The organism is Gangjinia marincola (genome assembly GCF_039523415.1).
Taxonomy (GTDB): Bacteria; Bacteroidota; Bacteroidia; order Flavobacteriales; family Flavobacteriaceae; genus Gangjinia; species Gangjinia marincola.
In genome coordinates this window covers 33702-48839 of sequence record NZ_BAAAFG010000015.1, presented here as the reverse complement: position 1 = coordinate 48839, position 15138 = coordinate 33702, and the positions used below count along the sequence as shown (strand labels likewise).

Sequence of the window (15138 nt, the reverse complement as noted above, 5' to 3'; positions counted from 1 at the left end):
TCATAATATTATGAAGAATAAATGTATATATATAGTTATCGCTACAGGATTATTTTTTTCAGCGTGCAACGATGATGACGAAACACTTACCAGCACACCGGCAGAAGAAAATTATCCAACAGATGGACTTGTAGCTTATTTTCCATTTGATAGTAGTTATCAAGATGTGGTTACCACAGAAACTCAGGAAACACCTACTGGAAATCTTGCTTACACCGTAGATAGAGAAGGAAAAAGTGGCTCTGCCATCGAATTTTTAGGAAATGAGCAATACCTTGAAGTTGAATTAGCCGGTTCTCTTACCGGATCACCAAATCATGAAGCCAGTATTGCAGTGTGGGTACTCCCGAATCCCGATGGTTTAGGGGGTACCCGTTTATTAGCAGAAACCACCTTGGCTTCATTTCAATGTCGAAGTTTTAAAAATACCAGCTTAAAGATAGGCGGGAGCTTTGCGTATGGTTTGGAAGAAAACCCTACGGGAACTACGGGAATTGCAACAGGTAGTAGTAAAAGCGTTGCCGAGAATACATGGGTTCACATAGCACTCACAGTAGGTAATGGCGAATTTCGTATTTACGTAAATGGTGAACTAATATATAGCGATAACGTTTTTGAACACAATGGACAACCGGTAGAACCCATATTTGAGCCTTTTAATCAATTTGTATTGGGAGCAAATTATACAAAAGGGGAATACTGGATCGGTGTGATGGATGATCTGTTCTTTTATAAAAGAATGTTGACTCAAGAGGAGATTAATTTGCTTTACACGCTTTAAGATGAAAAAGATCATACTTAGTTCAATAGTAGTGTTGCTATTTGTCGTAGGATCGGGCTGTTCTACAGATGATGATTTTGTGGATAGCGGGAATGAAGCAGGATGGTACCCTTCAAAAATCACCATAGAGAGTCAAAATTTTACCGGTAATGTAACTACTACGGTCGTATTTGGTTATAATGAGAAGAATCGATTAGATCAAATGACGATCCAACGGTCTAAGGAAGGAGTTGTGGATTTACTAGAAGATTCCATGGTATCATTTTCTTACGATAGCAGAGGAAGACCTAATGAAGCTATTTATGAGTATTTCAATGTTAATTTTACAACACGTATTGGGTTAGCATACAATTCATCTGGAATCATCAATGAGATCCAGTACACCGATGAAAATGAGGTACATTCAAAAATTGAAGTAGACTATGACGACGAGTTGAATACATATTTTATTCTGGACCATGAAAAAGTCTTACCTGACGGTAGAGAATCATTAAGCCTTAGATTTGATGAATTTGGCCAATTAGTAGAGACGACTACGTTAAATATCTCATTGATCTATAGCTACACACTCGCACAAGCAGGACCATTTAGTATGCTTATCCCACAAGAAGGACTCACGATGTTAGGAGATCTCTATTTTTTAAACAGAACTGCTCTTAATTTTTCTCAGGGAGCGCTCATCGAAGTAGGTGTAGAAAGTTCTGGTGGAGGAATTGGGATAGGAACAACATATACTATTCTCAATACCAATGAGCAAGGAAATATAAGTGAGTTGCTAGCAGAAGCAGGATTTTCAGGCTCTAGTGTTTACTCGATTCAATATGAATTTAGGGAATAAGAAATTGAATTAATATCGACTTATTTCATCTGCCACTCTGGACTAAAATATGTTGTTCTACCGCCCACTTTGATCTTTTGAATTTCAGCACCCGTGTGATGACAGGGTTCACCTTCTTTACGAATATGGATAAAGAAATCATCGGGAAAATCACTATAGTGGGAGTCATGTTTAATCGCTACTTCAATCACGTTTTTCATTGCATCAAATACATTTTTAATGTCAACTTCGGTCATATCATTCACTTTTTTTTTGGGATGTATTTTTGCCTGATAGAGAATTTCATCTGCCATCCAGTTCCCAACTCCGGCAGCCACACTTTGATCCATGATGACTTTCTTAATGTGGGTTTTTCGGTTTTCGAGAGAGGTCTTAAATTCTTCTAACGACAGTTCTCTGGCATCATCGCTCAGGCCTTTTTCGGCTTTATAGTCTTTAATGGAATCAATAAGATTCCACCAGCCAAACTTGCGTTTATTTTCAAAGGCAAAGTGAAAGTCGTTATCAAAGCCCAACACAATATGTCCAAATTTAGGTCGATCTTCAGGATCTTTATAATAATTAGGTCGACCCGTCATCCCAAAGTGCATTACCAAAATTTTATCACCAGAGGTTTTGACAAATAGGTATTTACCGATGCGTTGGGTCCCGATGAGTTTTTTGCCAATGAGATGCTCTTTAAAATCGTTTTCAGGTTGCTTCAAGAGCTTGGTGTCCCTGCAAACAAAAGAAGTAATAGTGTTGTGTAAGCAGGTGCTGTCGATATAGACTTTGTAGCCGTGGACTTCAGGTAATTCTGGCATTTTTGTTTAAAATTACGTAGAATATTGTCTTTGCCTGTCGATTTTAAAATCCTTATAACAGTTTTGCGCTTGTGAGCATTTATATGCGCGTGCTTTCTATTAAGAATTCAACCGCCAAATTTCAAAATTCAATACAGCAGCAAATCCTACCCAAATCAGGTAAGGTATCAAAAGATATGCAGCAGGTTTACTCACTAGTTTAAACCATTTGATCGTATAAAGGATAAAAATAAATAGCGTAATAATCACTATTAATGCTAACAAGGGACGTTGTAATCCAAAGAACAGCAACGACCAACTGGCATTTAAAATAAGTTGTAAAATAAAATGATATAAGGCAGTTTTTACCCATCTATGATAAAAGCCCTTGCTCCATACGATTCCCGCTGCGATACCCATAAGAATGTACAAAACGGTCCATACGGGTGCAAAAAGCCAGTTGGGTGGATTAAAAAAAGGCTTCTTCAAGGTCGCGTACCACGTATCTACACTGAACTGGGTGGCAAGAGAGGCTGCGAAGCCAACCAGTAGGCAAAGCAAAATTGAAACAACAATTTTTATGTAGTGTTTTCTTTTCAAGCAGGTTGGGTTAGCAGGTGTGAAAGTATAAATTTATTTTAATACTTCATAAGTATCTGGGTATAGGGCTATATTTGCGCCTTTAAAATCAACTGCATTCGTTCAAACTTTCAGCAAGACTGCTCATGGTAGAAAAAGAGTTTATTTCAGCATCCATAAAACACACATTAGAAGCAGGAAAATTCACCTGGCAGGCACCGAGTAACATCGCCCTTGTAAAATATTGGGGTAAAGAGGATATCCAGATTCCTAAAAATGCTTCGATTAGTTTTACCTTGGATCATTGCGCTACCACAACTACATTTTCTTTTACTCCCAGAGATCAAGCCCAAAATGAAATAGAATTTGACATCTATTTTGAGGGAAAAAAAGCCGAAAACTTTAAACCAAAAATCAGTACGTTCTTTGATCGAATCGTAGAATATGTTCCATTTATTAGGAACTATTCGTATACCATTGATACGTCTAATTCGTTCCCACATAGTAGCGGTATAGCCTCTTCAGCAAGTGGGATGGCGGCACTGGCATTAGGGATTATGAGTATAGAAAGAAAACTAAATCCAGGCCTTACAGATGACTACTTCAACAAAAAAGCATCTTTTTTAGCCCGATTAGGATCAGGATCTGCCAGCAGGAGTATAGAAGGTAAACTTATCATGTGGGGAGAACATCCTAGATTCATAGATTCTTCAGATTTATACGGGATTAAGGCCCCTATTGAGGTAGCACCTCTGTTCAACACCTATCATGACTGTATTCTTTTAGTGGATAAGGGTCAAAAGCAAGTGAGTAGCTCTGTGGGTCACGGTTTGATGCATGATCACCCGTTTGCTGCTAGTCGTTTCCGTCAAGCGGAAGAACATTTAACCCGTTTAGCTAAGGTATTATCTACAGGCGATGTAGAACAATTTATCCAAATCGTAGAATCTGAAGCCCTAAGCCTGCATGCGATGATGATGAGCAGCCAACCTTATTTTATCTTGATGCGTCCACATACGTTAGAGGTTATTCAAAAAATATGGCAATTTAGAAAAGACACGGGATCATCCGTCTGCTTTACCTTAGATGCGGGAGCAAATGTGCATGTGCTCTTTCCTGATAACGAACAAGAGCAAGTTTATGAATTCATTAAGAATGAGTTGGTTGGCTATTGTGAAAACGGGCAGTATATTCGTGACAAAGTAGGTAATGGCGCAAAAATGCGTTAATTTTGCATTACCAAATCGCTTTCAAATGAAAGGACCTCTATTTTACGCTAAAATTCTTCTCTTTGGAGAATATGGAATCATCAAAGATTCCAAAGGGCTTTCAATCCCGTATAATTTTTATAATGGTGCGCTAAAAACAGATCAATCTTCTTCTGCTGTAGCGAAACAATCCAATCAACATCTCAGCAATTTTGTAGACTATCTTGAGAAGCTTCAGTCAGAAAAAGAAGCTTTGGTGCAGTTTGATGTAGAACGCCTGAGACATGATGTGGATAAAGGGATGTATTTTGACAGTAGCATTCCGCAGGGATATGGAGTAGGCAGTAGTGGCGCACTTGTTGCCGCAATTTACGATCGCTATGCGCAAGATAAAATTACGGTACTTGAGAATCTAACCAGAGAAAAACTACTCACGCTAAAAACCATTTTTGGTAAAATGGAGTCTTTCTTTCACGGTAGTTCTTCGGGTTTAGATCCGTTAAATAGTTATTTAAGTCTTCCTATTTTAATTAATTCTAAAGATCATATAGAACCGGCGGGGATTCCATCACAAGAGAGTTCAGGTAAAGGTGCTGTATTTTTATTAGATAGTGGTGTAGTGGGAGAAACCGCACCGATGGTACAAATTTTCATGGAAAACATGAAACAAGAAGGCTTTAGAAGCATGCTTAAGGATCAATTCGTAAAGTATACTGATGCTTGCGTTGAAGATTTTCTTCAGGGTCGTGTTAAATCACTTTTTGGGAATGTAAAAAACCTTTCCAAAGTAGTTTTCGATAATTTCAAGCCAATGATTCCTGCACAATTCCATACACTTTGGAAAAAAGGAATTGAAACCAATGATTACTATTTAAAACTTTGTGGATCGGGCGGCGGCGGCTACATCTTAGGATTTACAGAAGACTTAGAGAAAGCCAAAAAAGCACTTGAAGGTCACAAACTAGAGGTAGTTTACAATTTCTAACTCGTATGCTGTCTAGACAAAACAAGCATTTACTGCTCAAGGTGGTGAGTTTGTTTTCTGTCATTAGGGGATATAACATCCTCATCATTGTCCTAGCTCAATACCTTACATCAGTTTTTATTTTAGCGCCAGACCTTAGCCTTGGTCAAGTAATTTTTGACGGCGAATTGTTTGCGCTGATTTTATCCTCGGCTCTGGTAATAGCTTCGGGGTATATCATAAATAATTTTTACGATTCTGAGAAAGACCTCATCAATCGCCCTAATAAAACCATGTTGGATCGACTGGTCAGCCAGCAGACCAAACTCAATGTGTATTTTATTCTAAACATTGTTGCTGTGCTTATTGCAAGTTATGTTTCCTTTAGAGCGACCTTATTTTTTTCGATTTATATTTTTGGTATTTGGATCTACTCACACCGTTTGAGTAAAATAGCTTTTGTAGGTAATTTCACATCAGCTATTTTGGCGATCGTTCCGTTTTTCGCCGTATTTGTCTACTATAGAAATTTTGAACTGGTCATTTTTGTGCACGCACTATTTTTGTTTTTAATAATCTCTATGCGTGAAATGGTTAAGGATCTTGAAAACTTGAAGGGCGATATCGCACTGGGCTATCAAACTATACCCGTTGTTTTTGGTACTGCAACCTCAAAATGGTTAGTTACAGGATTATTACTTTTGGCCGTTGTACCCACCTATCTTCTTATAGCGCGCTTTGAAATAGGTTTGATGAACTACTACTTTTATTTGTGTGCTGTTTTATTGGGTGTATTCCTATTTATTCTATGGCAGTCCAAAGCCAAACTTCACTATTTGACCTTGCATAATATTTTAAAGGCGATCATTGTGTTAGGAGTTTTTTGTATTCCATTAATTGATCCCAGTGTAGTTATTGAGCAATTACCTTAAGTTTTAATCTACTATTCCTTAACGCGACTTTATCAGCCTCTATTATCTAATTGACTACCTTTGCAAAAAATTGAATAGTGAGTAATCAAGATAAATCAAAATCACGTCCTCGTGGAGAAAAAGCACCTTCAAAAGGAGCAAAGCGTAAAGCAGCTAATCGTAAACCGGCAATCGCCAGAGATGAGATTAGATTGAACAAATACATTGCTAATGCGGGTATTTGTTCAAGAAGAGATGCAGATGTGTATATCGCCTCTGGGAACGTGATGGTGAATGGGAAGGTCGTGACCGAAATGGGTTACAAAGTATCACCTACCGATGAGGTGAAGTTTGATGGCAGAAGACTCTCTGCAAATAAACCCGAATATCTCTTACTCAACAAACCCAAAAGTTTTTATGTGACAACGAGTCCGCGAAAAAGCGGTAGAAGCGTAATAGACTTAGTGGCTAACGGAGTCTCTTCCCCTGTTCGTCCGGTTGGGAAACTGGAGCGCAGTGCCATGGGTCTTTTAGTAATTACTAGTGATGGCGCGCTTATCGAAAGTCTTTCTAATCCTAAGCACGGGATCAGGCAAATTTACCAGGTCGTATTAAATAAAGAATTGGATTACGCCGATTTCATCAAAATTAAAGAAGGTGTTTCTTTGGAAGATGGAACCGTGCATGTAGATGATATATCCTATATCGAAAAACGACCCAAGCGTGAAGTAGGGATTGAACTCAAAAGCGTAAAGGATCATGTAGTGCAGCGACTGTTTAAAAAACTAGGCTATGAGGTCGAAACCTTAGATCGTGTAGCATATGCGGGATTAACAAAAAAAGATCTCCCCCGCGGAAAATACAGAACCCTTACCAAACAAGAAGTAATCAATTTGGGGATGTTATAGCATTTTTATGCATTCTTTTAAAACATTTATCAGTAAGTATGTCAACTTACCGGAGAAGGAATGGCTATTGATTAAACGGGAACTTTTGAGAGAGGAGTTTCCAAAAGGGCATTTGATCCTGAGGGAAGGAGAAGTCTGTAAAAATGTTTATTTTCTAGAGAAAGGCTTACTGCGCTATTTTATCCATAATAGCGGAGAAGAAGTGACTAAGTTTTTCACCATTCCGCCGTATTGTTTTACATCTATCCAAAGCTTTTCTAATCAAAAACCTTCAAAAGAAAATATTGAAACACTTGAGAAAAGTATAGTGTATACCATGAGTAAATCTTCTTCAGATAGACTCATGGAACTCGACTCGTGGAATCAATTTGTATTAAAGCTCATTGAGGAGGTACAATTTTTTACAGAAAATATTCTTGTTTCGCTTCAAAATCAAACGGCAGAAGAACGCTACGCAGCACTCATTGAAAAGGAGTCTGAGCTCTTTATAAATGTACCCTTAAAGCATATTGCGTCGTACTTGGGGATAAAACCTCAATCACTAAGCCGAATAAGAAAAAAATTTATTCAGAACCTAAAAAGTTAACTTAGGTGAAGTGTAAGAACTGAAGTATGGTGAATCTTTGTCAAAAAATATCCCATGAAAACTTCAGCCATCATACTCTTGACAACAATTACGCTACAAGCACAAAACCAAAGGAACTTTTCACACACAATACAGACCAACAATGCTCCGGAAGCGATCTGGTCAATCTGGACCAATGTAGATCAATGGCATGAGTGGGACATAGGCTTAAAAAGCGCCGAGATGAATGAGGTCTTTAGCTTAGGTGCAAGAGAAGAGATCCTTTCTCTTGAAGGGCAAAAATCATCTTTCAAGGTGGTAGAGTTCGTAGAAGATGAGTCCTATACAATGAAGGTAAAATTACCGTTAGGAAGTATGCTTATAAAGCGATTTTTGACATATGAAAATGAGAAGAACTATTTTACGCATCAGATTAGTTTTAAAGGATTAACAGGAGGTATTTTTGCACGTATGCTGGGTAAAAAGTTTAAAACTATGCTTCCCCAGGCGATGCAAAATATAGAAATATTAGCAAACTCAAGATCATGATATTAAAAATTGTATATGTCGCGAACATTATCGTAGCGGGTTGGATAAGCATAAGTAGTCTGTTTTTTCCAAAGACTGCTTTGCATACGGTATTTGAAAACTCAGTAGAATATTCTGAAGTAATTTGACTTGTTGGAGCATTATGGGGCGCCATTTTCCTACTTTCTATTGTAGGGTTATTCTATCCTCAGCAAATGAGCTTAGTATTAGTATTTCAGGTAATTTATAAGTCAAGTTGGATTTTAGCCGTAGCTCTTCCGGCGTTTATTCAAAATGATCCTTACCCAAAAGGAATGGCCGTTACTTTTTTGATATGGATTATCGTACTACCCTTTGTAATCCCTTGGAAAGCGATTTTTAATGAATAATTAAAAATTCTGTACCTTTTCCTACAAAATTACAACTCATGTTTGTAGGTCACTATGCAGCAGCCTTTGCCTTAAAGGGAAAACAACCTAAGGCCAGTCTAGGATTGCTTTTTATTGCTGTGCAGTTTGTAGATATTTTGTTCTTTCCGTTTGCCGTGTTGGGGATTGAAAAATTAGTTTTTGTCGAAGATTTTACGGCGGTTAATGATTTTGTGATGACCTTTCCGTATACCCATGGGTTATTGGGTTCTTTGATCTGGGGGGTGATTTTTGGAGTCGGATATATTTTATTAAACAAAAGTAAGACCCAAAGAAAAAGTGTGGCGTTAGTCCTGGGATTAGCGGTTTTATCTCATTGGTTTACAGACTTAATTGTGCACACGCCAGATTTACCTTTGGTAGAAGGAGAACCAAAATTTGGATTGGGACTATGGCAGAATAAACATTATACTTTTTTAGTTGAAGCTGTTCTATTGCTTCTTGGAGTTGCATATTATTTCAAGAATGTCCGCTTAGGGACTACACTTAGAAAGCTTAGTGCCGTAGTATTCGTAGTATTTCTCCTTGCAATCAATTACCTCAATCTTTTTGTGCTGCCTGCTAATAACGATCTTATAGCACTAACCATTTCGGCTTTAGTGGCGTATTTTTTATTCTCTGGACTTGCGTATTGGCTGGACGGTAGAACAAAGACTTGATGAAAGATTAAGCGGATTTTTTCTTCGGAAGATTTCATACAGCATGTATACGATCAGCACCACATATTCTACAGCGATAAGAAGCGCATTTTCTTGAAAAAAGCTTCCCGCATACGCCGAATAACTCAGCATCACCACAAAACTCCACACCACCGGAAAAGTGTAGCGTGTAAAAATCCCTAAAACTAATGGGGTCGCGATATACCATGGATGAACTGTGGTAGAGAATAAAAAATAAGTATTAACCGCAAAAAGCATCCCTGTGATAAGTTGTTGCAGGGGGGTGTTTTTTCTAAAAAAGGTAAGCAAGAGAATAATACCTACGGTGATTACCGGCAATACTCTGCCGGCCGAAGCGATGATATTATACCCCGTTGCTTGAAAGCCTACCCATCTCACTACGTAGTATATGCTTGCATTAAACTCGAAGTTTTGAAACCAAAGCCCAATGGTAGTGCTGTAATTTTGGAGAAGCTCTTGAGATATAAACGGACTAAAACTTAACATAAAAGTCAGAATGACAACCGAATAATACAGCATCAGCTTCCAAAAATTCAGCGATGGATTAGAGTGATTTCTTTTGATAAAATACTGAAAGAATATCGGCAGAAGCATCAAGGGGATTAATTTTACAGAGACTGCTATCCCCATTACCACGGCACTCCATACCCAATGACCTCTTACTAACAAAAATAGTGATAGCAGAATGAAGAAGATCATCACGGTTTCAAAATGCAGATTCCCGGTAAACTCGATAATAATAAAGGGATTAAGAAAAAACCATCCTATGTTGAGCATATTCATATTGAGCTGCTGCAATAGCTTAATGCCAATAAAGAAGATTCCCATTTCGGACAGAATAATGATGAGTCGCAAGACGATGATACTACCCAAAATACTTTTTCCTCCAAGTACTGCACTAAGCCAAAAGAAGCATTGATTTACCGGGGGATAATTTGAAAAATGCTGCTTACTCAAATCTGTCATTTGATCAAAGATGGACATCATTTCTTTTGAGAGAAAAAAACTATCTTGATCAAAAAGTTGATTCGGGATATATAGATATGGATTTATTCCCTCTGCCAATAATCTACCGTCCCATAAGAAGCGATAGACATCTTCAGAAAGGCTTGGTGTAGCAAGGATAAAGATCAGCCTAAAAACCAAACCCAATAACAGCACATTGACTGTGGTGAGTCGGGCATATTTTAACAGGTAATAACAGCTAAAAAATAGTGCTGTATATGAGGTAAATAACGTCACAAAATCATATCGAACCTGCTCGTAGGCCATGTAATAATACAACGCAGCACTTAGTAAGCCTACTCCAATAGAAAGGCTTAAAGTAGAACGATGTGGCGTTTGATGTTGCATAGTTGTGCGTTAGGGATTGCAATGGCATCTTTTTGCCTTTTTTGGCAAAAAATACAATGAAAAGCCCGACCCCTACTTGTTGGGGGAACGCCCAAAGTACTTAAATTTTTGCACTCAGGCTTTTAAAGAAAACAAAGCCAAATCCAATAAAAAGCATTAAATGAAACGGAAATAATCCAAAGTCACCACCCTGATCACCTACGACAAATGCGCTGTACATTCCAAAGGCAAAATATAGCATGAGCAAACCTTCTACAATGACATTTAAGGACAGATTTTTACGCAAATACTTATTGTCCTTCACCTTATTTTGAAGGTTTTTAAGATTGAATTTAGGGGTGCGTACGAATTCACTGCGTTTACCTATGTGACCTTCTATCACTGCGATGGAATTATGAAGTGAAAAGCCCATAGCGATCGAGAAAAAGGTGAAAAACATGCCGGTGTATTTGATAAATTGCTTAAATCCACCGCCATAAATGCTTTTAAACGTATACCAATAGCATACAAAAAAGATGAGTGTGCTAATCACAAAAAAGCTCATGACGTAGAAATACATCTTTAAATGCGCATATTCGTTTTTGATGTAGAGCATGGGGATACTTAAAATAGCTACAATGAGAACGTTTAAGAACATCGTACTATTTAACAGGTGGAGAATCCCGTGAATTTTAGTTTTAAAAGAGATGTTGTTGCTGGATACAACACGTCTAAGCATTTTTCTAAAATTCTCTGCACCCCCCTTATTCCATCTAAACTGTTGCGACCTCGCTGCGCTGATCACTACGGGTAATTCTGCCGGAGTTTCAACGTCTTCTAAATACTTAAATTCCCAGTTTTTGAGCTGTGCACGGTAGCTAAGATCAAGATCTTCTGTCAATGTATCGCCTTGCCAGTTCCCTGCATCAATGATACACTCCTTGCGCCACACGCCTGCTGTACCATTAAAGTTAATAAAGTGTCCCTGGCTGTTACGGCCTACTTGTTCTAAGGTAAAGTGAGCATCTAGCGCAAATGCCTGGATTTTAGTAAGTACTGAATAATCTTTATTAAGATGCCCCCATCTGGTTTGTACCACCCCAATACTAGGATTTTTAAAATACGGTATGGTGCGTAGTAGCCAATTAGGTTGAGGTAAGAAATCTGAATCAAAAATGGCGATATATTCTCCTTTCGCCACCTTGAGGCCTTCTTTAAGTGCGCCTGCTTTAAAACCTTCGCGGTTAGTACGATGAATATGTACAATGTCTAAACCGGTTTGTTGGAGTTCGTTCACGCGCTTTTGAGTTAGATACAAGGATTCATCTGTCGAATCATCCAACACTTGAATTTCTAACTTTTCCCTGGGGTATTCAATTTGTGCAATATTATCTAGCAGCCGCTCTATCACGTAGAGTTCATTATACACAGGGAGTTGAATGGTGACCAGCGGAATCTCGTCTGCCTGGCTTAAGTCAAATTGAGGCGAATCATCGTAGGTGCGTTTAGCGCGCAGGTAATTAAATAGCAAATTGAGCTGCGCTAAACTGTACATGAAAATAAGTACAAGAGCTGTGGAATAAATGATAATAATTAATGTTTCAAGGAACATTATTTGATGCTGTATTTAAAGATCCAACCTAAGATTTTAACGCCCGCAAAGATAGCACCTTTTATGGTTCCTGAAACTTTTGAGACGCCAATTCTATTTCGGTAAGGTACAGGCACTTCTGTATAAGGAATATAGTGTTTTAAAACCTTAAGCTGCATCTCTACCGTCCAACCATAGGTTTTATCTTGCATATTGATTTTCAATAGGTTATTATACGTAATTGCTCTAAATGGACCCAAATCGGTAAATCTGGAATTGAAAAATAGGCGCATTAAACTGGTTGCTAACCAATTACCAAATCGCTGCGGAAGGGTCATTGATCCGTCTTCTCTCAGAGATTTAACACGGGCTCCGATTACAAATTCGGCATTTTGAGATAGGATCGGAGCAATAATTTGATGCAAATATTCGGGATAGTCGCTATAGTCTCCATCTAAAAAAACCACAATATCAGGTTGATTTTTTTTGGTCTTCGCCGAAAGATATTCCAGTCCCTTTAAGCAGGCGTTTCCATAACCCGGTTGAGGTTGATGCAAAACTGTTGCGCCTGCATTTTTTGCTCTCGCTGAAGTTTGGTCGGTAGAATTATTATCAACTATGATGATCTCATCAACGATATGGGGAATTTCATTAATGACTAACGCTATAGAATCTTCTTCATTATATGCCGGAATAATCACGGCAATCGTCTGGTTCATGGAATAATGATATTTGGTATCAAATGGCGGTAAAAATAAGATTCTTTTGGTTGATGTTTTAGAGTAAGACGCATTCTTTGAGGTTTCTTTTCAAGGTTTTGTAAGTTTCTATAAAACTGAGGGACCAACATGCTAAACATGATCAACCATGAATCCATCAAGAATTATATTGAGTTTTGTGCTACTACTAGGATTTTATTCAACCAGCTTCAGAGCACAAGAATATGAACCAAAGGGTTCGGTCATCCAAACGCTAACTCCGTCAAAGCTTATGGCCAAAGGACAGTATGACTTTAAATGGTTTAATAATTTGTATACTGAAGATCAAGCAACGTTTGAAGGTGAAACCAATGATATTGCGAGGCAAACCTTTTTTACCTCCACGCTTGAGGCCTACGTGGGAGTTACAGATAATAAGCGTATCAACCTTGGTTTGATTGTAGAGGCCCGTTCTAATGTGGTTGCGGGTCGGGATGCATTAGAAGTGTTTCAATTTGATGGTGAAGCAGGTACAGCGCGATCTGGAGTGACATCTATCGCACCCTCCATCAAGTTTGTTCCGTTTAAGAATGTTGGAAATTTTTCTGTGCAAAGTTCCTTTTTTTTTCCACTGGTTGATAATGAATCAGAGCAAGGCGTATTTTTAGATCAAAATGGATATACCTTTCAAAATCGTTTTTTTTATGATTATACCTTTACCGGAGGCACCTGGCAATTATTTTCAGAACTAAACACAGAACTTAATTTTGGAGATGAGCCAAGTTTCGCGAACAATAGTTTACGTCTTACTCCGGGTGTTTTTCTAAGCTATTTTCCCTCTTCAAAATTTACGGTATTGGCTTTGACACAGCATTCACAATTAGTAGATGTAGGTGGTGATTCAGAATTTAGCCAGGATTTCACGGCAGTTGGTGGTGGAGCAAAATATCAATTGACTAATGCCTTAAATATTGAAGTACTTTACACTAATTTTGTACGTGGTAATGATACCGGTCTTGGAGAAACATTCAACCTTGGGTTAAGGGCTGTTTTTTAAATCTTTATGGTGCATAGATATGTAATATGGATTGTTTTATGCATGTTCACGTTGCCGTCTTTTGGGCAGGAACGAATACAGGATAGTAAAGTTGATTCATTTGCTTTTATAGGATCAAAGCGCATGTCGCAGGATTTTTTAGCGCGTATGGTACGAATGAAAAAAGGTGTTCAACTTGATTCTGCGGTTATTCAAAAAGACATGATTCTACTAAGACGTTTGACCGGTGTAGCGCATTCTACTTTTCAAATTGTTGCTGCACCAACAGGAGAAACGCATCTTTTTTATACCATTAAAGAGAATTTTACATTGATTCCGCAGGCAAATACCTGGACGGTGAATGACGATGAGATTGCTTATCGCGCCGGTCTATATGAATATAACTTACTCGGTCGAAATATTACCTTTGGCGGTTTCTACCAAAATAACGGTTTTGACTCCTATGGCTTAAACGTTAACGCTCCTTATCTTTTTTCACGGTCCTTTGGTTTTGCAATTAACTATCTTGACTGGACTAGTCAGGAACCATTATTTTTTGAAGAGGGTACTACTCAATACATTTATAATAATCGATCTATAGAACTGCTGGGAGTTTATGAGCATCAATTGTATCATAATTTTCGTTTTGGCTTCAATCTCTTTAATGAAGAATATACGTTCAAAGAGGGGTTTAATACAGACGAAATTCCGCAGCAATTATCTCTGGATAAATTTATGCTAAAGAGCGTTTACACCTATGACAAACGCGATTATGAGTATTATTTTGTTTCAGGTTTTCAAAATATTCTAAATCTGCAGTATGTAGATACAGTAGAAGGAGAGCAACCTGATTTCCTCATCGGATGGAATGATTTTTTGTATTATAAGCGTATTGGTGAACGTGGGAACTGGGCAAACAGGTTGCGGTTTGGGATAGCAACAAATGATGAAAGTCCGTTAGCGCCTTTTTCGTTAGATAATAATTTGAATATTAGGGGTGTAGGTAACATTATTGATCGCGGCACAGCAAGCTTGGTACTTAACACTGAATATCGTTATACCTTATTTAAAAAAAACTGGTTTGTCCTACAAGGAAATGCGTTTGTAGATACCGGTACCTGGCGTAATCCGGGAGGTGAACTTTCAGACTTTTGGGATCCTGAAAATATGCGATTATTTCCCGGCCTAGGATTACGATTGATTCACAAACATATTTTTAATGCAATTTTTAGAATTGATTATGGCTATGGTGTTGGGGAGAAAGATAATAGCGGAATTGTCTTTGGGGTGGGGCAGTATTTTTAAAGCC

At 38.1% G+C, this 15138-nt stretch carries 17 protein-coding genes; 12 read left to right on the top strand and 5 right to left on the bottom strand.

Going from position 1 to position 15138, the window contains the following annotated elements; all coding sequences use genetic code 11:
• Nucleotides 1–10 precede the first annotated feature (10 nt).
• Together ABD000_RS08040 and ABD000_RS08035 are read left to right on the top strand one after the other, a co-directional pair.
• Nucleotides 11–781 carry a LamG domain-containing protein gene (locus tag ABD000_RS08040; protein ID WP_343765760.1) on the top strand — a complete coding sequence of 257 codons (771 nt, stop codon included), beginning with the start codon at nt 11–13 and terminating at the stop codon, nt 779–781.
• A 1-nt stretch (nt 782) separates the two neighbouring features.
• Nucleotides 783–1619, top strand: a complete 837-nt coding sequence (locus ABD000_RS08035) for a hypothetical protein (protein WP_343765757.1) — start codon at nt 783–785, stop codon at nt 1617–1619.
• Nucleotides 1620–1639: 20 nt separating this feature from the next.
• Here ABD000_RS08035 and ABD000_RS08030 read toward each other — a convergent pair whose 3' ends face one another.
• Together ABD000_RS08030 and ABD000_RS08025 are read right to left on the bottom strand one after the other, a co-directional pair.
• Nucleotides 1640–2422 (bottom strand): Fpg/Nei family DNA glycosylase, encoded by a 783-nt coding sequence (locus ABD000_RS08030; protein WP_343765755.1) that lies wholly within the window; start codon nt 2420–2422, stop codon nt 1640–1642.
• Between the two features lie 99 nt (nt 2423–2521).
• Nucleotides 2522–3001 (bottom strand): TspO/MBR family protein, encoded by a 480-nt coding sequence (locus tag ABD000_RS08025; protein WP_343765753.1) that lies wholly within the window; start codon nt 2999–3001, stop codon nt 2522–2524.
• Between the two features lie 125 nt (nt 3002–3126).
• Between ABD000_RS08025 and ABD000_RS08020 the strand changes: the two genes are divergently transcribed.
• The 8 genes from ABD000_RS08020 (at nt 3127) to ABD000_RS07985 (ending at nt 9151) form a co-directional block, all read left to right on the top strand.
• Nucleotides 3127–4209: a diphosphomevalonate decarboxylase gene (locus tag ABD000_RS08020; protein ID WP_343765751.1), complete on the top strand. Its 1083-nt coding sequence runs from the start codon at nt 3127–3129 to the stop codon at nt 4207–4209.
• 25 nt (nt 4210–4234) lie between these two features.
• A complete protein-coding gene (locus ABD000_RS08015; RefSeq protein ID WP_343765749.1) occupies nt 4235–5173 on the top strand; it encodes a mevalonate kinase family protein in 939 nt (312 codons plus the stop codon).
• 5 nt (nt 5174–5178) lie between these two features.
• Nucleotides 5179–6084 carry a geranylgeranylglycerol-phosphate geranylgeranyltransferase gene (locus tag ABD000_RS08010; protein WP_343765747.1) on the top strand — a complete coding sequence of 302 codons (906 nt, stop codon included), beginning with the start codon at nt 5179–5181 and terminating at the stop codon, nt 6082–6084.
• Nucleotides 6085–6161: 77 nt separating this feature from the next.
• Nucleotides 6162–6971 carry a pseudouridine synthase gene (locus tag ABD000_RS08005; protein WP_343765745.1) on the top strand — a complete coding sequence of 270 codons (810 nt, stop codon included), beginning with the start codon at nt 6162–6164 and terminating at the stop codon, nt 6969–6971.
• Nucleotides 6972–6978: 7 nt separating this feature from the next.
• On the top strand, nt 6979–7557 hold the full coding sequence (locus ABD000_RS08000; protein ID WP_343765743.1) for a Crp/Fnr family transcriptional regulator: 579 nt from the start codon (nt 6979–6981) through the stop codon (nt 7555–7557).
• Nucleotides 7558–7611: 54 nt separating this feature from the next.
• Entirely contained in the window at nt 7612–8085 is a 474-nt protein-coding gene (locus tag ABD000_RS07995) for an SRPBCC family protein (protein WP_343765741.1), read from the top strand.
• A gap of 194 nt (nt 8086–8279) precedes the next feature.
• Nucleotides 8280–8453: a hypothetical protein gene (locus ABD000_RS07990; RefSeq protein ID WP_343765739.1), complete on the top strand. Its 174-nt coding sequence runs from the start codon at nt 8280–8282 to the stop codon at nt 8451–8453.
• A 38-nt stretch (nt 8454–8491) separates the two neighbouring features.
• Entirely contained in the window at nt 8492–9151 is a 660-nt protein-coding gene (locus ABD000_RS07985) for a hypothetical protein (RefSeq protein WP_343765737.1), read from the top strand.
• On the opposite strand, the gene ABD000_RS07980 is transcribed toward ABD000_RS07985, so the two are convergent.
• From ABD000_RS07980 to ABD000_RS07970, 3 genes are all read right to left on the bottom strand, one after another.
• Entirely contained in the window at nt 9104–10525 is a 1422-nt protein-coding gene (locus tag ABD000_RS07980; protein WP_343765735.1) for an MptA/MptB family glycosyltransferase, read from the bottom strand. The two genes, ABD000_RS07985 and ABD000_RS07980, sit on opposite strands and share 48 nt — an antisense overlap.
• Before the next feature lie 100 nt (nt 10526–10625).
• On the bottom strand, nt 10626–12116 hold the full coding sequence (locus ABD000_RS07975) for a cellulose synthase family protein (protein ID WP_343765731.1): 1491 nt from the start codon (nt 12114–12116) through the stop codon (nt 10626–10628).
• Complete coding sequence (locus tag ABD000_RS07970; protein ID WP_343765729.1) at nt 12116–12814, bottom strand: glycosyltransferase family 2 protein; 699 nt, start codon at nt 12812–12814, stop codon at nt 12116–12118. The genes ABD000_RS07975 and ABD000_RS07970 overlap by 1 nt, the downstream gene beginning before the upstream one ends.
• Before the next feature lie 148 nt (nt 12815–12962).
• Here ABD000_RS07970 and ABD000_RS07965 point away from each other — a divergent pair, with 148 nt between their 5' ends.
• On the top strand, nt 12963–13850 hold the full coding sequence (locus ABD000_RS07965; RefSeq protein WP_343765727.1) for a hypothetical protein: 888 nt from the start codon (nt 12963–12965) through the stop codon (nt 13848–13850).
• A gap of 42 nt (nt 13851–13892) precedes the next feature.
• Nucleotides 13893–15134 (top strand): BamA/TamA family outer membrane protein, encoded by a 1242-nt coding sequence (locus ABD000_RS07960; RefSeq protein WP_343765725.1) that lies wholly within the window; start codon nt 13893–13895, stop codon nt 15132–15134.
• Nucleotides 15135–15138: the final 4 nt, after the last annotated feature.